Source organism: Xanthomonas sacchari (genome assembly GCF_040529065.1).
Classification (GTDB): Bacteria; Pseudomonadota; Gammaproteobacteria; order Xanthomonadales; family Xanthomonadaceae; genus Xanthomonas_A; species Xanthomonas_A sacchari.
This window is the reverse complement of the sequence record NZ_CP132343.1, coordinates 3,341,576-3,360,434: the sequence shown is the minus strand read 5'-3', so window position 1 is coordinate 3,360,434 and position 18,859 is coordinate 3,341,576. Positions and strand designations below refer to the sequence as shown.

The following is an 18,859-nucleotide window of genomic DNA, read 5'->3' as shown; positions in this document are numbered from 1 at the left end:
AAAGAAGGTGGATCTGCTGGCCGAGGTGGACAGTTTCGATCGCCCAAGGCCTCACCAGGAGGCGACGACGCTGCCCTTCTTGACCAGTTCCACCTTGTCGCTTGAGCTGTTGTAGCGCAGATACACGCTGCCGTACTTCTCGAGGATGATGCGTTGATTGGCATTCATTCTCAGGCTGTTGTCGCCAAGGTCGATGCCCATGTTGTAGTTGGACTGGTCGAAGTTGATGCCGATGTTGCCGAGCGCGCCGCTGTCGAAGTGGATGCCGTTCTGCCAGCCGCGCGTGCCCGGCTGGATCTGGATGGCATGCGTGCCGGCGGTGCTTGAACCCGGGGTGTTGAGCAGATTGAGGCCGATGGTCGAACCGCCGTTGGTGTAGGAGGTCAGTTCGCCGTTGAACAGGATGCTGGTGCCATGCGTTGCGACGTTTTGTCCCGCGATCCCGTCGTAGCCGTGGAACAGCTCGCTGTGGAAGCCTGCCAGCCACGGCGAACCGGTGCTGCGCTGGAACGCACGGACGGTGGCGCCCACGCTTTGCGAACTGTCCTGGGTCGCGTTGGGATGTTTGGTCGCGTTGAGCTGGATGTACAGCGGCCAACTGAAGGAATTCTGCTGGTCGGACTCGGAGATCAGCGACAGGATCTCGTTGGTGTAGCCCGGGCCGACATTGGACGCATCGCGCCGGCCCCAGCGCACCGAGGTGTCCAGCGCTGGCGCGGACACCGGCGTGCTGGAGAAATCCATGTACTGGCTCAGTTGTTCGCCGACGCTGGTGATGGCGCCGGCGCTGGCGACCACCAGGGCGGCGACGCCGAACAGCAGCACCCGGTTGACCGTCACGGCGCGGCGCAGGCGTTGGTCCTTGGCCTGGAGCTGTTGCTCCAGCCTCTCCACCCTGGCCATCAAGGAAGCGTCGTTGCCGGCGTTGCTCACATTCTCGTTCATGGTTGCGTTCCTTCGTTGAGATGACTGCGATGCCGGCGCTGGCACTTGCCCAGCGACGTGCTTACTCCACCGCCAGATCGTCGACCTTCTGCCAGCCGCGCGGCAGCAATCCGCCGCGGCTGGCGCGGGCGCCGAGGTAGGCGTCCAGGTCCTTGAACGACAGCGACATGGTGCGCTGGCCGCTCTTGACCAGCAGCGTGTTGCCCGGCGCCACCGCGGCGATCGCCACCACCCGCTCGGTGCTGAGCTTGGCCTTGGGGATGTCGATGATCTTGTTGCCCTTGCCCTTGTCCAGCTCGGGCAGGTCGGCGACCGGGAACGCCAGCAGGTGGCCGGCGCTGGTGACCGCGACGATGCGGTCGCTGCCGGCGCCGCTCACCGGCGCCGGCGGCAGCACCTTGGCGTTCGGGGTCAGGTTGAGCATGGCCTTGCCGGCCTTGTTGCGGCTGGTCAGGTTCTCGAAGCGGGTGACGAAGCCGTAGCCGTGCGAGGACGCCAGCACCAGGCGGCTGTCGTTCTCGCCGCTGGCGATGGCCTGGAACGACGCGCCGGCCGCGGGCGAGAAGCGTCCGGTCAGCGGTTCGCCGTTGCCGCGCGCCGAGGGCAGGGTGTGGACCAGGGTCGAATAGGCGCGGCCTTCCGAATCCAGGAACGCCACCTGCTGCGTGCTGCGTGCGCGCACCGCCGCCAGCAGGCCGTCGCCGTCGCGGTAGGACAGCGCCGCCGGGTCCACGTCGTGGCCCTTGGCCGCGCGGATCCAGCCCTTCTCCGACATCACCACGGTCATCGGCTCGCTCGGCACCAGCTCGGTCTCGTCGATGGCCTGGGCCGCGCCGCGCTGCACCAGCGGCGAACGCCGCGCATCGCCGAACTTCTTGGCGTCGGCCGTCAGCTCGTCCTTGATCAGCTTCTTCAGCTTGGTCTTGCTGGCCAGCAGCGCCTGCAGCTGCTCGCGTTCCTTGGCCAGCGCGTCCTGCTCGCCGCGGATCTTCATCTCTTCCAGCCGCGCCAGCTGGCGCAGGCGCGTTTCCAGGATGTAGTCGGCCTGTTCCTCGCTGAGTCCGAAGCGCGCGATCAGCGCCGGCTTCGGCTCGTCCTCGGTGCGGATGATGCGGATCACTTCGTCCAGGTTGAGGAACGCGGTCAGCAACCCTTCCAACAGGTGCAGGCGGCGCTCGACCTTCTCCAGCCGGTGGTTGAGGCGGCGCACCACGGTGTCGCTGCGGAAGCGCAGCCATTCCTCCAGCAGGGTCTTGAGGTTCTTGACCTGCGGGCGGCCGTCCAGGCCGATCACGTTGAGGTTGACCCGGTAGCTGCGCTCCAGGTCGGTGGTGGCGAACAGGTGACCCATCAGCTGCTCGGCGTCGACCCGGTTGGAGCGCGGCACCAGCACCACCCGCACCGGGTTGGCGTGATCGGACTCGTCGCGGATATCTTCCAGCCACGGCAGCTTCTTGGCGCGCATCTGCTGCGCGATCTGCTCGATCACCTTCGACGGCGACACCTGGTAGGGCAGCGCCGTGACCACGATGTTGGCGTTTTCCTTCTGGTAGGTGGCGCGGGCGCGCACGCTGCCATGGCCGGTTTCGTAAATGGTGCGCAGGTCGGCGGCCGGGGTGATGATCTCGGCGGTGGTCGGGTAGTCCGGGCCGCGCACGTGCTCGCACAGGTCGGCGACGCTGGCATCGGGGTCGTCGAGCAGGCGGATCAGCGCGCTGACGATCTCGTTGAGGTTGTGCGGCGGCACGTCGGTGGCCATGCCCACGGCGATGCCGGTGGTGCCGTTGAGCAGCAGGTGCGGCAGCCGCGCCGGCATCCAGGTCGGCTCGTCCAGGGTGCCGTCGAAGTTCGGCGACCAGTCCACCGTGCCCTGGCCCAGTTCGCCCAGCAGCACTTCGGCGATCGGGGTCAGCTTGGACTCGGTGTAGCGCATCGCCGCGAACGACTTCGGGTCGTCGGTGGAGCCGAAGTTGCCCTGGCCTTCGATCAGCGGGTAGCGGTAGGAGAACGGCTGCGCCATCAGCACCAGCGCTTCGTAGCAGGCGCTGTCGCCGTGCGGGTGGTACTTGCCGATCACGTCGCCGACGGTGCGCGCGGACTTCTTCGGCTTGGCCGTCGCGTTCAGGCCCAGCTCGCTCATCGCGTAGATGATGCGCCGCTGCACCGGCTTGAGCCCGTCGCCGAGGAACGGCAGGGCGCGGTCCAGCACCACGTACATGGAGTAGTCGAGGTAGGCGCGTTCGGCGTATTCGCGCAGCGGCAGCTGCTCGAAACCATGGAAGGCGGGGCGGGCGAGATCGGTCATGCGCAGGAAGTACCTATAGGGGAACGCGGCGCCAGGCGCCGCAGGTCAGCCGGTCGATTATCCGGATGCGGCTGGCGATGCCAAGCCGCGCGTGCCGCCGGCGCTGGCCAGGTAACGGGCCGGAGGATGGCCGAAGCGGCCGCGAAAGGCGGTGACGAAGGCGCTGGGGCTGCTGTAGCCCAGGCGGAAGGCGGTGTCGGCGACGCTGGCGCCGTCGCTGAGCCGGCGCAGCGCCTCGGCCAGCCGCGCCTGCTGGCGCCAGCCGGCGAAGCCGAACCCGGTCTCGTCGCGGAAGTGCCGGCTCAGGCTGCGCGGCGACAGCCCGGCCCAGTGCGCCCATTGCGCCAGCGAGCGGTCGTCGGCGGGGGTCTCCAGCAACTGGGTGGCGATGCGCAACAGGCGCCGGTCGCGCGGCATCGGCAGGTGCAGGTGCTCAACCGGGGCGTTGCGCACCTCGTCCAGCAGCACCGCGCACAGGCGCTGCTGCTCGGCCTCCAGTTCCAGCGGCACGCCCCATTGGGTCATCCGCCGCAGCACCTCCCGGAACAGGCCGTTCATGCCGATCACGCAGGTCCGCGGCGGCAGGTCGGCGCAGACGTCGGGGCGGAGCAGCACCAGGTAGCTGCGCACCCGCCCGGACACCTGCACCGTGTGCAGTTCCTGCGGCGGCATCCAGCCGGCGCAGCCCGGCGGCAGCGACCACTGGCCGTGCGCGGTGCGGGTGCCCAGCACGCCGTCCTCCACGTAGATCAACTGGCCGCGCACGTGGCGGTGCCAGTCCACCTCGCGCCGCAGCGACACCGGCGAATGCGCCAGAAAGGCCAGCGCGGGTGGCCCATCGGCGCGTTCGAACCACTCCATGGCGCGCGGGTCCAGGGCACTGTCGGATCCGTTTGCGACCGGGGAGGGCACGGCGTGGGTTGGCGCGATTTCGATATCCATTGTCCCGATTGTAATACCGAGCCAGGCGCGGCCGCCGCTACAGTGCGCTCGCCGTCAGCGTTCCTCCGTTGCAACGCAGCATCTAATTTCCATGGGGATATTTTCTTGACATATATTTCTAAATGAAAATAATAGGCGCCCATGAACTGCGCTCCCTCCCTGCCTGGCCCGCCCTCGTTCGGCCTGCTCCTGCGCCAGGTGCGTGACGGCCTGATGCGCCGTCTCGACCAGGCCATGACCGGGTTGGAGCCGGAACTGGGCTTCAGCCACTACCTCGGCATGAAGGCCCTGGCCTACATGGCGCCATGCACCGCCAACGAACTGGCCCAGGCCATCGACCAGAACCCCAGCGCGGTGACGCGTCTGCTGGACAAGCTGGAAGACCTGGGCTGGGTGCGTCGCGAGGCGCATGCGCAGGACCGCCGCGCGCTGCAGATCGTGCTCACCGACGACGGCCGCGCGCTGTGGCAGCAACTCAAACAGCGCGGCGACGACGCCATCGCCGACGCGCTGCGCGATCTGTCCGCTGAAGAGCGCGAGCAACTGTTCTCGTTGTTGGCCCGCGTCCGCGACTCCCTCAATTCGCACTGAACCCGCCCACATGACTCTGTCTTCTTCTCCTTCCCGCCTGCGTCCATTCGCGGTCGCGGCCCTCACCCTGGCGCTGGCGGCCTGCGCCAGCAGCCGTGGCCTGGAACCGCAGGGGCGCCGACTCGATGCCGACCGCCAGCTGCACATCGACAAGACCCTGGCCGCCGACGCACTGGCGCCGGCGCCGTGGCCGCAGCAGGACTGGTGGAAGGCGCTGGGCGATCCGCAGCTCGACGCGCTGATCGCCGAGGCCCTGCAGGGCACGCCCAGCCTGGACGCCGCCGATGCGCGGCTGCGCCTAGCGCAGGCGCAGGCCGGCGCGGCCGATGCCGACCGCGGCGCCAAGCTGTCGCTGTCGGCCGGCTACACCGGCCTGCAACTGCCCAAGGGCCTGGTCGGCGACGAGATCGGCGGCAAGTACATCCACAACGAACAGGCGCTGCTGGACTTCAGCTACGGCTTCGACCTGTGGGGCGGCAAGCGCGCCTCGTGGGAGGCGGCGGTGGACCAGGCGCATGCGGCCGAGGTCGACGCGCAGGCCGCACGCCTGGACCTGTCGGCCGGCGTCGCCCGCGCCTACGCGCAGCTGGGCTACGCCTGGCATCTGTACGACCTGGCCGGCGCCGAACTGGCGCGCTCGGAGAACAGCCTGAAGCTGGTGCGGCAGCGTCGCGATGCCGGCATCGACAGCAACCTGCAACTGCGCCAGGCCGAGGCGCGGGTGCCGGCGGCGCGCCAGCAGCAGGCCGCCGCGCAGCAGCAGATCGACGAAGCGCGCACCGCGCTGGCGGCCTTGCTCGGCCGCGGCCCGGACCGCGGGCTGCAGATCGAGCGGCCGCGCCTGCTCGACCCCCAGGCCGCGCGGGTGCCGTCGGTGCTGCCCAGCGACCTGCTCGGCCGCCGACCCGACGTGGTCGCCGCGCGCTGGCGCGTGGAAGCCGCCTCGCAGGGCATCCATGCGGCCAAGGCGCAGTTCTATCCCAGCATCAACCTGAGCCTGCTGGGCGGCGTGGCAGCCACCAACCCGGGCGACCTGTTCAAGAGTTCCTCGGTGCTGGGCCTGCTCAGCCCCGGCGTGAGCCTGCCGCTGTTCGACAGCGGGCGGCTGCGCAGCCAGCTGGCCGAGCGCGATGCGCAATACGACCTGGCGGTGGCCAACTACAACCAGACCCTGGTGGCGGCGCTGCGCGAGGTGGCCGACCAGGTCAACGCGGCGCGTTCGCTGGCCGAGCAGGCGCAGCAGCAGGCGCAGGCGCTGGAGACCGCACAGGCCGCCTTCGACCTGTCGCAGCAGCGCTACCGCGCCGGCATCGGCAACTACCTGGACGTGCTCAGCGCGCAGCAGCAGTTGCTCGACGCGCAACAGCGCCTGGCGTCCCTGCAAGCCAATCAGATCCTGGTCTCGGTGCGCCTGAATCAGGCGCTGGGCGGCGGCTACGACGCCACCTCCGCCGCCGACGCGCCGAGCTCTTCTTCCGCACCTTCGCATTCCTGAGATCGCTGCAATGAATCAGACAACGACCCCCGCTTCCTCCGCTCCCGCCTCCAGCCGGCGCGGCAAGCTGCTGCGCGGCCTGGCCGTGGTAGTGGTGCTGGTGCTGATCGCGCTGGCGATCTGGTACTTCCTGGTCGGCCGCTGGCACGAGGACACCGACGACGCCTACGTGCAGGGCAACCTGGTGCAGATCACCCCGATGGTGGCCGGCACCGTGGTGCGCATCGATGCCGACGACGGCATGCGCGTGGAGCGCGGCCAGCCGCTGGTCAAGCTCGACCCGGCCGACACCGAGGTCGCGCTGCAGCAGGCCGAGGCCAATCTGGCGCGCACCGTGCGCCAGGTGCGCGGTCTGTACCGCTCGGTCGAGGGCGCCCAGGCCGAACTGTCCGCGCAGCAGGTGACCCTGCAGCGCGCCCGCGCCGACGTCGCCCGCCGCGCCAGCCTGGTCGCCACCGGCGCGATCTCCGCCGAAGAGCTGGCGCATGCCCGCGACCAGCTGGCTGCCGCCGAGGCCGCGGTCAGCGGCTCGCGCGAGACCCTGGCGCGCAACCGCGCCTTGATCGACGAGAACGGCGTGGCCGACCAGCCCGACGTGCAGGGCGCCGCCGCGCAGGTGCGTCAGGCCTTCCTCAACAACGCCCGCAGTGCCATCGTCGCGCCGGTGTCCGGCTACGTGGCGCGGCGCTCGGTGCAGGTCGGCCAGCGCGTGCAGCCCGGCACCGCGCTGATGGCGGTGGTGCCGCTGAACCAGGTGTGGGTGGACGCCAACTTCAAGGAAACCCAGCTCAAGCACATGCGCCTGGGCCAGCCGGTGGAACTGGAGTCGGACGTGTACGGCAGCGCGGTGACCTACCGCGGCACCGTGCAGAGCCTGGGCATCGGCACCGGCAGCGCGTTCTCGCTGCTGCCGGCGCAGAACGCCAGCGGCAACTGGATCAAGATCGTGCAGCGCGTGCCGGTGCGCATCGCCATCGACGCCAAGCAACTGGAGCAGCACCCGCTGCGCATCGGCCTGTCGATGAAGGCCGACGTCAACCTGCATGACCAGAACGGCGGGGTGCTGCCGGCCAAGCCGGCCAGCGGCACGCTGCTGGATACCGACGTCTATGCGCAGCAGCTGCAGCAGGCCGACGCGGCCGTGAAGCAGATCATCCACGCCAACCTGCCCGACGCCGCCAAGGCGAACTGAGCCCGGTCATGTCCAACCAAGCTGCCGCTCCCGCCGCGCCCGGGGCTCCGGGCGCACCGGCCGCCGGGTTCCGCCCGGCCAGTGTGGCGTTGTGCACGGTGGGCCTGGCGATGGCCTCGTTCATGCAGGTGCTCGACACCACCATCGCCAACGTGTCGCTGCCCACCATCGCCGGCAACCTCGGCGCCAGTTCGCAGCAGGCCACCTGGGTCATCACCTCGTTCGCGGTCAGCAACGCCATCGCGCTGCCGCTGACCGGCTTCCTCAGCCGCCGCTTCGGCGAGACCAAGCTGTTCGTGTGGGCCACGCTGGCCTTCACCGCGGCCTCGCTGCTGTGCGGCCTGGCCCAGAGCATGGGCATGCTGGTGGTGTCGCGCGCGCTGCAGGGCTTCGTCTGCGGCCCGATGTACCCGATCACCCAGAGCCTGCTGGTGTCGATCTATCCGCGCGAGAAACGCGGCCAGGCGCTGGCGCTGCTGGCGATGATCACCGTGGTCGCGCCCATCGCCGGGCCGATCCTCGGCGGCTGGATCACCGACAACTACAGCTGGGAATGGATCTTCCTGATCAACGTGCCGCTGGGCATCATCGCCGCGACCGTGGTCGGCTCGCAGTTACGCGATCGTCCCGAACCCACCGAACGCCCGCGCATGGACTACGTCGGCCTGATCACCCTGATCATCGGCGTGGGCTGCCTGCAGGTGGTGCTGGACCTGGGCAACGACGAGGACTGGTTCAATTCGACCAAGATCGTCGTGCTGGCCGCGATCTCGGCGGTCGCGCTGGCGGTGTTCCTGATCTGGGAACTGACCGACAAGGATCCGATCGTCGACCTGCGCCTGTTCCGCCACCGCAACTTCCGCGCCGGCACCATGGCGCTGATCGTGGCCTATGCGGCGTTCTTCAGCGTGTCGCTGCTGATCCCGCAGTGGCTGCAGCGCGACATGGGCTACACCGCGATCTGGGCCGGCCTGGCCACCGCGCCGATCGGCATCCTGCCGGTGATCATGACCCCGTTCGTCGGCAAGTACGCCTCGCGCTTCGACCTGCGGTTGCTGGCCAGCATCGCCTTCATCTTCATGGCCACCACCAGCTTCATGCGCTCGGACTTCAACCTGCAGGTGGATTTCCCGCACGTGGCCGGCGTGCAGTTGCTGATGGGCGTGGGCGTGGCGCTGTTCTTCATGCCGGTGCTGCAGATCCTGCTGTCGGACCTGGACGGGCGCGAGATCGCCGCCGGTTCCGGCCTGGCCACGTTCCTGCGCACGCTGGGCGGCAGCTTCGCCGCCTCGCTGACCACCTACCTGTGGGCCAAGCGCACGCAGCTGCACCATGCGCACCTGACCGAACACATCTCCACTTACACGCCGGGCATGCAGGAACAGGTGCAGATGATGGGCAACGGCAGCCTGCAGAACGGCGCGGCGTTGCTCAACAACACCATCAACCACCAGGCCTCGCAGATGGGCTTCAACGACATCTTCTACCTGCTGGGCTGGACTTTCCTCGGGATCATCTTCTTCCTGTGGCTGGCCAAGCCGCCGTTCGGCGGCGGTGGCGGCGCGGCGGCCGCCGGCGGCCACTGAGGCAGCGACGGCCGGCGACGTCGTTCGCCGGCCGGTCATGCAATGTGTCCTTTGTGCGGCGGCGTGTCGTCCCGGCACGCCGCCGCGATGCGGCCAGCGCGACCTGCGTGCCCGGCGTCGCGCTCCGGTGCCGATTTACTTGCCGCCGCTGCGGCCCGCGCACCAGAATCGGCGCTCCGCAGGCTTCGGCAGCCCCGCCCATGCAGCGTCTTCTCCGCGCCCTCGGCGCCCGCTTCGTCACCGCGTCTGCAGGCGCGACCGTCTTCGCGCTGCTGTGTCTCGGCGCGCCTCCTGCGCATGCGCAGGCCGCGGCGCCGCCCGCAGCATCGCCGGTGCCGGTGACCCCGGCCGACCGTCTGCACGAGGCCTGGTGGGCCGAGCGCCACCAGCAGGTGCTGGCGCAGGTGCGTGCGCAGCCGGAGACGCCGCTGCTGCTGATCGGCGATTCGATCACCCAGAACTACGAAAAGGCGCAGGCGCCGGACCAGGACTTTCAGTCGACCTGGCAGACCTTCTACGGCAGCCGCGGCGCGCTCAACCTCGGCTTCAGCGGCGACGCCACCGAGCATGTGCTGTGGCGCCTGCAGCACGGCGAAGTCGACGGCCTGCGGCCCAAGGTCGCGCTGGTGCTGATCGGCACCAACAACACCGGCCACGAGGGGCAGGGCGCGGCGGACACGGTGCGCGGCATCGAGGCGGTGGTCGCCACGCTGGAGCAGCGCCTGCCGCGCACGCGCATCCTGTTGCTGGGCCTGCTGCCCAGTGCGCTGTCGGCGCAGAAGAGCGCACGCGATGCCGAGGTCAATCGCGCACTGGCGGTGCGCTACGGCGACAACCCGCGGGTGACGTACCTGGACATCGGCACCGTGTTCCAGCGCGCGGACGGCATGCTGGATCAGGGCCTGTTCTACGATCCGCGGCAGCGGCCGGGCAGCGGTGCGCTGCACCCGGATACGCGCGGGCAGCGGCGCATGGCCGAGGCCATCGAGCCGACCCTGGCGAGGTTGCTCGACGACGCGCCACGGGTGCCGCTGGACGCGATGACCGACGTCGACACCGCGCGCATCGCGGTGCCCTGGCTGGAGCAGGATTCCTACGACTGGTACGGCCGCCACCATGCCGCGCTGGACGCTGCCCGCCAGCTGCAGCCGCAGGTGGTGATGCTCGGCGACTCGATCACCCATTTCTGGGCGGGCGCGCCGCAGGCGATCCGGGTGAACGGCGCGCAGGCCTGGCAGCGCACCTTCGGTGGCGCGCGCGTGCTGAACCTGGGCTTCGGCTGGGACCGCACCCAGAACGTGCTGTGGCGGCTGCGCCAGGGCGAGGTCGACGGCCTGGCACCGCGCTGGGTGGTGATCAACGTCGGCACCAACAATCTCACCGGCACCGAGCATGCGCGCGCCAACACGCCGCAGGAGACCGCCGACGGCGTCGCCGCGGTGGTCGCCGAGGTCCGGCGACGCCTGCCGCGCAGCCGGATCGTGCTGATGGGCATCTTCCCGCGCGGCTTCGCCGCCGATGCGCCACAGCGCGCGCCGATCCTGCAGACCAACCGCCTGCTGGCCGCGCGCTTCGGCCACGACCCGCAGGTGCGCTGGCTCGACATCGGCGCGCGGTTCCTGCAGCCGGACGGCACGCTGCCGGCGGCGCTGATGCCGGACAGCACCCATCCCAGCGAAGCCGGCTACCGCATCTGGGGCGACGCCTTGCGCGAGATCGGCGTCGGCGGCTGAAGCTCGCATCGAACGACGTGCTTTTGCTGCCACTCGGCAGCAGATGTCGTTGCTCTGGTAGGAGCGGCTTCAGCCGCGACGAGGCTCGTCGGTAGTGCCTGGTGGCGGCTGAAGCCGCTCCTACGGCATTACGCGAGGGCAACGCGCGAGCGCGCCTCAGCCGCTGCTGGGCTTGAGCAGTTGCAGTACCGCTTCGCGGTGGCCCGGCGGCGCGTTGCGATAGCGGGCCAGCAGTGCGCGTTCCTGCGCATCCTGCGCCAGCAACGGATAGTCGGAAGGCAGGTCCTGCACGCGCTTGCCCGGGCCCACGCCGCACACCAGCTCGTCAAGCGAGCGGTTCAGCACGCTGCGCAGCGTCGGCAGCAGGCGGAAGCTGGGCGTTTCGCGGTCGTTCTCCCAGGCCGAGACCGACGACTTGGTGACGTCCAGCGCGAAGCCCAACTGCTCCTGGGTGAGCCCTGCGGCTCTTCTGGCTTCGCGCAAGCGCTCGCCGAAGCTATTCATCGCGGTGGGCCTTGGGGGACGGCGGGCCTACCAAGATATGGAGCATCCGCCGGCTTGTCGTACAGCTGTGCTTGACTCGAATTGTTCGGAAATACAATACTCGTGCGGTGCGGAACGCACGGACGCGCGAGGATGCGCATGCAGCACAAGGACGTCATGGACACGAGGGCGTCGGCACAGCGGTGCGCCGCCGCGATGTGCCGGCCGACAGCGGCACGACACGGCGCCCGCCGGTACGTGGGGGAGGGCGCATGGCCACCTACGAAGTGAGACTCCGGCGCGTCGCGCAACTGGAGCCGTCCTTGCAGGTGCTGGTACATGCCGCCAATGCCTACCTGGCCGCGCGTGCGGCCGAGCGCCACAACCCGGGCTACCGTGCCTACAAGGTGGCGGTGTGGGTGAAGGGCGTGCGTGTGGACATCGGTCCGTTGCGTCCGCCGCAGCGCTGAGCGTCGCGGCCTGCATGCAGCCAACAAAAAACCCGCCGAAGCGGGTTTTGAGATCATGCTCGACCTGTCGGTCGTGGTGCCCAGGAGAGGACTCGAACCTCCACGGTTTTACCCGCTAGTACCTGAAACTAGTGCGTCTACCAATTCCGCCACCTGGGCAACTCAGAACGAGAATTCTGCGCGTGGCGGCGGGTGCTGTCAAGCGCTTTGTCGCGCCAATTCGGTCGGCAGGGATGCGCCCTTGATGGCGCTTGCCCCGGATCACAGCACCTCCGATGCGCGACGCCGCAGCGCGCGTCTCGTGCGATGGCTGCGCGTGCGTGCGCCTCGGCAAGCACGCAACTGACGTCTCAATAGCGCAGCACGGCTGCCCGGATGTTCGTTGCACGCGGCTCGGGCAGGTCGGCAGTGCGCTCGGTGATGGCATCCAGCAGCGCGCGCTTGCGTTGCTCGCCCAATGGCGTATAGGTGTCGCTTCGGTCGATCCAGTCGTCGATTGCCAGCAGCCACCAGTGACGGTCCGCTTCGCGCACATGCAGTGCCAGCAGCTGCGTCAGACCGTCCCAGAGGCTGCACATGCGCATGAGCCTGTGCAGCCGCGCGCGGCAAGCGGCGTCCGTCGCTGCATCGCCAAGGACGTGCAGGATCAGAGCAGCGTCGAGCGTCACCGCGCTGTTGCGGATGGCGTCGTTCAATGTCTCCATGACCCTGCCGCCACCCAGTTGCAGGAGCCGGCTGATGGTATCTGGGGGAATCGGTTGCCGGAGGCGCAACAGACCCTTCAGTGCCTGCTGGCGCACGCTCGCGCGCGTGGCGAGCAGGCGTGTGCGCAGGCGCGCCGCGTCTTCCGGCTCGGCGTCTTCGGCAAGCGATGTGAGCGCGCCGATCTGGGCATCCTGGCTGTCCTCGTCCAGTGCCGCGCGCCATGCGATGCGCGGGTCGGTGCCTTGTTCCCGCGTGAGATAGGCCGCAAGGCGGCGGACGCCGGACGCGCGATCCAGCAGGGCGCGCGGCAGCGCAGCGGCGGCGGTCGCCGGGTCCGCCGATGCAAGTGCGTGCAGACATTCCCGGCGCACAGCGGGGTGCGGCGCATGCAATCCGGCCGCGGCGATCGCCGCGATGGATGCCGCATCGAGCGTCTCCTGGGCATGGCGCAGCGCATGCAGACCGATGCGCGGGTCTTGCTGCATGAGCGCCTGCCCGTGCAACCGGGTGTTTCCGCGTTCGATCGACGCCCTGTAGGCCCAGGCGCGCAGCGCCGGATCCGTGGACGCATGTGCCCGCTGAAGTAGAGCGTCGTTGGACGGGGCCAGCATCCAGCCGTCCACGCTCGCTTCGAGCCATCCGTCGGATGCGCGCTCCCATCGCTGCAGCCGCAGGACCAGCGGCCACGCGTCCAGCACCGCATCGGCGCTGCAGCCGTCCAGCAGTCGCTGGACCGCTTCGCGCGCGGCGAAGCGCACTTGCGGTACCCAGTCGGCGGATCGCAACAGCGCAGCGACCAGGCTCAGATAGCAAGGGAACTGGCCGAGATTCCAGACCGCCTTCTGCCGTTCCCGACCATCCGGATGCGCGCATGCCAGGAACAGCAACGACTGCCGCGCGTCCTCGCGCATCGGACACATCAGGATGCTCCGCAGCGTGTCGGCCGACCACGTTGCGTAGGCAGCGCTGGTCCAGGTACGCAGCCGTTGGTCGATGATCGCCAGGCCGTTCGCGCTGGTCGTGGGCAGGAACGTTTCCGTGACCTCGGGGCGACGGTTGCCCATCAGCGGAGCTAGCGCCTGCAGCAGGAACTGCGGCAGTCTGGCGCAAGCCGTGGCAGGCGCAGGTGGCTGTTTGGAGGTCCGGAACAGGGCGGCCACCAGGGGCGGAAGCGAGGCAGGAAGTCTCGCACCGGCGGAGACGGCTGCCAAGTTCACGGGCCGCCCCTGAGATGAGGTGGCCCGCGTGTCTGCGGCAGGCATCCTCCAGACGCCTGTGCAGTGGCTGCTGACCGAGCGGGTCAGTAGCCGACGTTGAAGCGCAGGCCCTGATTGATCGCGCAGCGATAGCCGAGGGTGCTGCCGGTCTGCTGGTAGCTGGGCAGGGCGAACACGAACATGGTGAAGTCGATGCTGTTGTCCGGATGCACCTGGTAGCGCAGGAACTGCTGGATCGGCTTGCCGTCGCGGCCGACCGTCACGTGCTCGTCGGCGAAGGACAGGGTGCCGTCGGCGGTGACGCGGTAGGCGCCGATGCGCAGGCCGCCGCGGGTCTGGCTGGGCGTGGCGCCGCCGGAAATGGGCGTGCACTGGCTCAGGTCGAGCGCCACGGCGACCGAGGCGCCGCTGTCCAGGGCGCGCTGGATCTCGGTGAGGGAATTGAGCGTGGCGTCGTCGGCGCCCGCGGTGGCGGCGGAGGCGCTGGTGGCGCTGGCGAACAGGGCAGCGGCGAGCAGGGAGGCGGACAGGCTGTGCATGGGGATGCTCCGGAGCGTGGGGGAGGGCGACGGATTGCCGGATGCAAACTAGCGGGGCGCCGATCCGGGTCAACCGACAAAATCGCGAACTTCCGCTGCCGTCACGCCGGATCTTCGAAGCGGGTCCGCTTGTGACAGCGCCGTGTCGGAATCCGCAGTGCACCTGCGGTTTTCCGCCGACTGCGTGCGCCGCCGACGCGCGCGCGGTGCGGCTGCTTGCCCCGAAGGGGTCGTGGCATCGGCGCAGGCGATCGCGAGCGAATGCGAAATAGGCGTTGACAAGGTCGCGCGGGCACCGCAGAATTCGCGGCCTTCAGCGCCCAGGTGGCGGAATTGGTAGACGCACTAGTTTCAGGTACTAGCGGGTAAAACCGTGGAGGTTCGAGTCCTCTCCTGGGCACCAAAAGCAAGATCGCGAGAGCGCTGAACTCTCGCACCGACCGGCCCGCTGACGCGGGCTTCGTCGTTTCTGGGGGACGCGCTCGCGGGGCGCGCACCGCCCGGTTCGGGTGGTGACCACCCGCATGGGAGTACCATGCCCGGATGACAACCCGCAAAAGCAAGTCCGGCAAGCCCGGCAAATCCGCCTCCAGCGACGCTTCCACCCCCGATACGCCGAAGAAATCGCGTCTGCCCGCCTGGATGCCCAGCTTCCTGCGCCGCGGCCCCAAGCCGCCGCTGCAACCGCTGCACCCGCCGTCACCGCCGCGGGGTGGCACCCCTGAGACCGCACCCGCGGCCGCCGCGCCGATCCAGGACCCCTACGCCGCGCGCGAGGCCGAGCGCTATGCGCAGCCGATCGCCAGCCGCGAGGCGATCCTGCAATTGCTCGAACGCTGCGACGGCCCGCAGACTCTGGACGAACTGGCCGAACAACTCGGCCTGACCGAGCCGACGCGCAAGGAAGCGCTGAGCAAGCGCCTGGGCGCGATGCTGCGCGAGGCGCAACTGGTGCAGAACCGTCGCGGCGGCTACGCGCCGCTGCAGCAGACCAACCTGATCCCCGGCGTGGTGATCGCCAATCCGGACGGATTCGGCTTCCTGCGCCCGGACGAGGGCGGCGACGACCTGTTCCTGCCGCCTTACGAAATGCGCAAGGTGCTGCACGGCGACCGCGCCCTGGCCAACGTCACCGGCATCGACCGCCGCGGCCGCCGCGAAGGCAGCATCGCGCGCGTGCTCGAGCGCGGCCTGACCCGGATGATCGGTCGCTTCAGCCTGGAAGCGGGCATCGCCTTCGTGGTACCCGACGACAAGCGCATCCAGCGCAATGTGCAGATCCCCGCCGACGCCGTCGGCGAAGCCCGCGACGGGCAACTGGTGGTGTGCGAACTCACCTCCGCGCCGGATGCGCGGCGCCCGCCGATCGGCAAGATCATCGCCGTGCTGGGCGACAAGCTGACCCCGTCGCTGCTGGTGGAAGCGGCGATCCACGGTCACGAGCTGCCCTACGAATTCCCGCAGGAGGTGCTGGACGAAGCCGCAGCGGTGCCGCTGACGGTGGAACCGGCGGCGATCAAGGGCCGCGTTGACCTGCGGCAGACGCCGCTGGTGACCATCGACGGCGCCGACGCCAAGGACTTCGACGACGCGGTGTTCTGTGAGCCTAACGCCGACGGGTTCCGCCTGGTGGTGGCGATCGCCGACGTGTCGCACTACGTGCGTCCTGGCACGCCGCTGGATACCGAGGCGGTCAAGCGCGCGACCTCGGTGTATTTCCCCGGCTTCGTGGTGCCGATGCTGCCGGAGACGCTGTCCAACGGCATCTGTTCGCTCAACCCCAAGGTCGACCGCATGTGCTTCGTCTGCGACATGCAGATCGATCGCCAGGGCGAGGTGGCCGGTGCGCGCTTCTATGAGGCGGTGATGAACTCGCACGCGCGGCTCACCTACGAACAGGTGTGGCAGGCGGTGGGCGAGAAGGACGAACAGGTGCGCAAGGACGTGGCGGCGGTGCTGCCGCAATTGGAGCGGCTGCACCAGCTGTACCAGATCCTGGCCAAGGCGCGCGCGCGCCGCGGCGCCATCGAGTTCGAGTCCTCGGAAGTGCGCTTCGTGCTCGACAACACCGGCGAGGTGACCCAGGCCGGCATGCTGGTACGCAACGACGCGCACAAGCTGATCGAGGAATGCATGATCGCCGCCAACGTGGCCGCGGCGCGCTACCTGCTGGAAACGCATATCCCCGCGCCGTTCCGCGTGCATGAGCGCCCGCCGGAATCCAAGTACGCCGACCTGCTGGAGTTCCTCAAGGAGTTCAAGCTGAGCCTGCCGGCGTGGAGCAAGGTGGTGCCGGGCGACTTCACCAAGCTGCTGAAGAAGGTGCGCGAGCGCCCGGACGCGGCGCTGCTGGAATCGGTGCTGCTGCGCAGCCAGAGCATGGCCGTCTACTCGCCCGACAACGCCGGCCACTTCGGCCTGGCGCTGGAGGCGTACGCGCACTTCACCTCGCCGATCCGCCGTTATCCGGACCTGCTGGTGCATCGCGCGATCAAGTACGCGCTGACCCGTGGCGCGCCGGACAAGTACCTGTACGCGCCGCGCGCGATGGCGGCGCTGGCGCTGCAGTGCTCCGAGCGTGAGCGCCGTGCCGACGAGGCCGAGCGCGAGGTCGACGAGCGCTACCGCGCCGCGTGGATGGAGAAGCACGTCGGCGGGCAGTTCGACGGCGTGGTCAGCGGCGTGACCAGCTTCGGCCTGTTCGTCGAGCTGGACCAGTCCAAGGTCAACGGCCTGATCCACGTGACCCAGTTGCCGCAGGACTATTACCACTTCGACGCCACCCGCAAGACCCTGACCGGCGAGCGCCGCGGGCGCGAGTTCCGCCTGGGCGACCGCGTGCGCATCCTGGTGTTGAAGGCGAGCATGGAGGAGCGCAAGATCGACTTCCGGCTGGTCGAGGAAGGCGCACCGGCACACGACGAGTTGCCGCCGCCGCCACCGCGTGGGCAGCCGGCCAAGCGCAAGAAAAAGAAGTACTGACGGCGTGCGTCGCGGCGGTCGTGACAACCGCCGCTGCGCCGCCCCGCATGCACGGGAGGAGTGGCCATGGAGCAGGACCATTACAGCGGCGGTTGCCAGTGCGGCGCGGTGCGCTTCCGTGTGCGCGGACGGCTGCACGACGCCTCGATCTGCCATTGCCGGATGTGCCAGAAGGCCTTCGGCGCCTACTACGCGCCCTTGGTCTCCACCCGCGGTGCGGAACTGACCTGGACCCGCGGCACGCCAAAGCGCTTCGCCTCGTCCAACCTGGTGCAGCGCGGCTTCTGTGCCGACTGCGGTACGCCGCTAACCTACGAAGCGCCGGACGGCGTCGCCGTGGCCGCTGGCGCCTTCGACCATCCGGAGGCCTTGCCGCCGACCATCCAGTACGGCATCGAAGCGAAGCTGCCGTTCGTGGACGACCTGCATCGTCTGTCGGCGATCCGCACCGAAGGCGATCTGGCCAACGCGTCGTTCCTGGCCGATGTCGTCTCGCGCCAGCATCCGGACCACGACACCGAGCACTGGCCGGCTTGAGGTAAGACCGGCGGTGCCGACGTCGCGCGGAGCGTGTCGGTGCCGGTAACCTCGGGTCATCGGCGCGCCAGGCAGCAGGCCGGGGTTCCCCAGTTCACCGCGTCGGGACTGAAGTCCCTCCCACAAGGCTGCGCCGCGCCCTGACTGGATGACTCTGCGTCGGTGGTCTTGCCGCCGCGGCACGCATGCCCCGGGCATCGCAGGAAAGCACGACGTCGCGGCCAAGCCGCTTCTACCATTCCCAATTCCCCATTCCCAGCCCCCAGGCATGACGCCAGCGGCCACAACCCCTACCATGCCCGCTTTCCTTTCGCGTAGTCCCGCCTCATGAGCAAGCAGAACCAGTGGATCGTCGGCGTCAATGCCGTGGCCTCGTCGATCGAGAACGACGCGGACAACGTGCGCGAGGTGCTGGTGGAGGCGGGCAGCAAGAATCCGCGCCTGCAGGAGATCGAGGAGAACGCGCGGCGCAAAGGCATCGACGTGCGGCGGGTGAACACGCAGGCGCTGGACGGCGTCGGCGGCGCGGTGCGCCACCAGGGCGTGGCCGCGCGCTACGCCGCGGCGCGGACCTGGTCGGAGAACGAGTTGGAAGGCCTGGTCAGCGCCGCCGAAGGCCGCGCCCTGCTGCTGGTGCTGGACGGCGTGCAGGACCCGCACAACCTCGGCGCCTGCCTGCGCAGCGCGGCCGCGGCCGGGGTGACCGCGGTGGTGATTCCCAAGGACAAGTCGGCGCCGGTCAACGCCACCGTGCGCAAGACCTCGGCCGGCGCCGCCGACCGCCTGCCGATCGTGGCGGTGACCAACCTCGCGCGCTGCCTGCGCGACCTGCAGAAGCAGGGCGTGTGGATCTATGGTCTGGCCGGCGAGGCCGAGACCTCGCTGTACGCGCAGGACCTGCGCGGCAACGTGGCGCTGGTGCTGGGCGGCGAGTCCGACGGCCTGCGCCGGCTGACCCGCGAGCATTGCGACGGCCTGGTCCGCATCCCGATGCCGGGCGAGATCGAGAGCCTCAACGTCTCGGTCGCCGCCGGCGTGACCCTGTTCGAGGCGGTACGGCAACGCATGGGCTGAGCGCCCCTTAAAGCCCCTCTCCCCCCGGGAGAGGGGTTGGGGTGAGGGTACGGGGGCGAAGCC

General features: G+C 69.3%; 15 protein-coding genes and 2 tRNA genes. 10 read left to right on the top strand and 7 right to left on the bottom strand.

Going from position 1 to position 18,859, the window contains the following annotated elements; translation table 11 throughout:
- Positions 1-51 precede the first annotated feature (51 nt).
- The 3 genes from RAB71_RS14145 to RAB71_RS14135 all read right to left on the bottom strand — a co-directional run bounded on the left by RAB71_RS14145 (position 52) and on the right by RAB71_RS14135 (position 4,111).
- Positions 52-945, bottom strand: a complete 894-nt coding sequence (locus RAB71_RS14145) for a hypothetical protein (RefSeq protein ID WP_010344002.1) — start codon at positions 943-945, stop codon at positions 52-54.
- Positions 946-1,006: 61 nt separating this feature from the next.
- Positions 1,007-3,250 (bottom strand): DNA topoisomerase IV subunit A, encoded by a 2,244-nt coding sequence (gene parC / locus RAB71_RS14140; RefSeq protein WP_010344001.1) that lies wholly within the window; start codon positions 3,248-3,250, stop codon positions 1,007-1,009.
- A 57-nt stretch (positions 3,251-3,307) separates the two neighbouring features.
- Positions 3,308-4,111 carry a helix-turn-helix domain-containing protein gene (locus RAB71_RS14135; protein WP_010344000.1) on the bottom strand — a complete coding sequence of 268 codons (804 nt, stop codon included), beginning with the start codon at positions 4,109-4,111 and terminating at the stop codon, positions 3,308-3,310.
- 222 nt (positions 4,112-4,333) lie between these two features.
- On the opposite strand from RAB71_RS14135, the gene RAB71_RS14130 reads away from it, so the two are divergent.
- The 5 genes from RAB71_RS14130 to RAB71_RS14110 all read left to right on the top strand — a co-directional run bounded on the left by RAB71_RS14130 (position 4,334) and on the right by RAB71_RS14110 (position 10,789).
- Complete coding sequence (locus tag RAB71_RS14130; protein WP_010343999.1) at positions 4,334-4,783, top strand: MarR family winged helix-turn-helix transcriptional regulator; 450 nt, start codon at positions 4,334-4,336, stop codon at positions 4,781-4,783.
- A gap of 10 nt (positions 4,784-4,793) precedes the next feature.
- Positions 4,794-6,278 (top strand): efflux transporter outer membrane subunit, encoded by a 1,485-nt coding sequence (locus RAB71_RS14125; protein WP_010343998.1) that lies wholly within the window; start codon positions 4,794-4,796, stop codon positions 6,276-6,278.
- A 10-nt stretch (positions 6,279-6,288) separates the two neighbouring features.
- Entirely contained in the window at positions 6,289-7,470 is a 1,182-nt protein-coding gene (locus RAB71_RS14120) for an efflux RND transporter periplasmic adaptor subunit (RefSeq protein ID WP_010343997.1), read from the top strand.
- Positions 7,471-7,478: 8 nt separating this feature from the next.
- Positions 7,479-9,056: a DHA2 family efflux MFS transporter permease subunit gene (locus tag RAB71_RS14115; RefSeq protein ID WP_041500323.1), complete on the top strand. Its 1,578-nt coding sequence runs from the start codon at positions 7,479-7,481 to the stop codon at positions 9,054-9,056.
- Positions 9,057-9,256: 200 nt separating this feature from the next.
- Positions 9,257-10,789 (top strand): GDSL-type esterase/lipase family protein, encoded by a 1,533-nt coding sequence (locus RAB71_RS14110; protein ID WP_010343995.1) that lies wholly within the window; start codon positions 9,257-9,259, stop codon positions 10,787-10,789.
- Positions 10,790-10,945: 156 nt separating this feature from the next.
- On the opposite strand, the gene RAB71_RS14105 is transcribed toward RAB71_RS14110, so the two are convergent.
- The gene (locus tag RAB71_RS14105) at positions 10,946-11,293 is read right to left on the bottom strand and encodes a helix-turn-helix domain-containing protein (RefSeq protein ID WP_029562242.1); all 348 of its coding nucleotides are present in this window, start codon (positions 11,291-11,293) and stop codon (positions 10,946-10,948) included.
- Between the two features lie 251 nt (positions 11,294-11,544).
- Here RAB71_RS14105 and RAB71_RS14100 point away from each other — a divergent pair, with 251 nt between their 5' ends.
- Positions 11,545-11,742, top strand: coding sequence for a hypothetical protein (locus RAB71_RS14100; protein ID WP_010343993.1), 198 nt, complete (start codon positions 11,545-11,547; stop codon positions 11,740-11,742).
- Between the two features lie 74 nt (positions 11,743-11,816).
- Here the strand turns inward: RAB71_RS14100 and RAB71_RS14095 are convergent.
- The 3 genes from RAB71_RS14095 to RAB71_RS14085 all read right to left on the bottom strand — a co-directional run bounded on the left by RAB71_RS14095 (position 11,817) and on the right by RAB71_RS14085 (position 14,203).
- Positions 11,817-11,901 (bottom strand) — tRNA-Leu (locus RAB71_RS14095).
- 191 nt (positions 11,902-12,092) lie between these two features.
- On the bottom strand, positions 12,093-13,607 hold the full coding sequence (locus RAB71_RS14090; RefSeq protein WP_138985773.1) for a hypothetical protein: 1,515 nt from the start codon (positions 13,605-13,607) through the stop codon (positions 12,093-12,095).
- A gap of 140 nt (positions 13,608-13,747) precedes the next feature.
- A complete protein-coding gene (locus tag RAB71_RS14085) occupies positions 13,748-14,203 on the bottom strand; it encodes a VirK family protein (protein WP_010343991.1) in 456 nt (151 codons plus the stop codon).
- 318 nt (positions 14,204-14,521) lie between these two features.
- Between RAB71_RS14085 and RAB71_RS14080 the strand changes: the two genes are divergently transcribed.
- The 4 genes from RAB71_RS14080 to rlmB all read left to right on the top strand — a co-directional run bounded on the left by RAB71_RS14080 (position 14,522) and on the right by rlmB (position 18,796).
- Positions 14,522-14,606 (top strand) — tRNA-Leu (locus RAB71_RS14080).
- 140 nt (positions 14,607-14,746) lie between these two features.
- Positions 14,747-17,185, top strand: coding sequence for a ribonuclease R (rnr, locus tag RAB71_RS14075; RefSeq protein ID WP_029562241.1), 2,439 nt, complete (start codon positions 14,747-14,749; stop codon positions 17,183-17,185).
- Positions 17,186-17,251: 66 nt separating this feature from the next.
- On the top strand, positions 17,252-17,722 hold the full coding sequence (locus tag RAB71_RS14070; protein WP_010343989.1) for a GFA family protein: 471 nt from the start codon (positions 17,252-17,254) through the stop codon (positions 17,720-17,722).
- Between the two features lie 327 nt (positions 17,723-18,049).
- On the top strand, positions 18,050-18,796 hold the full coding sequence (gene rlmB, locus RAB71_RS14065; RefSeq protein ID WP_010343988.1) for a 23S rRNA (guanosine(2251)-2'-O)-methyltransferase RlmB: 747 nt from the start codon (positions 18,050-18,052) through the stop codon (positions 18,794-18,796).
- Positions 18,797-18,859 lie beyond the last annotated feature (63 nt).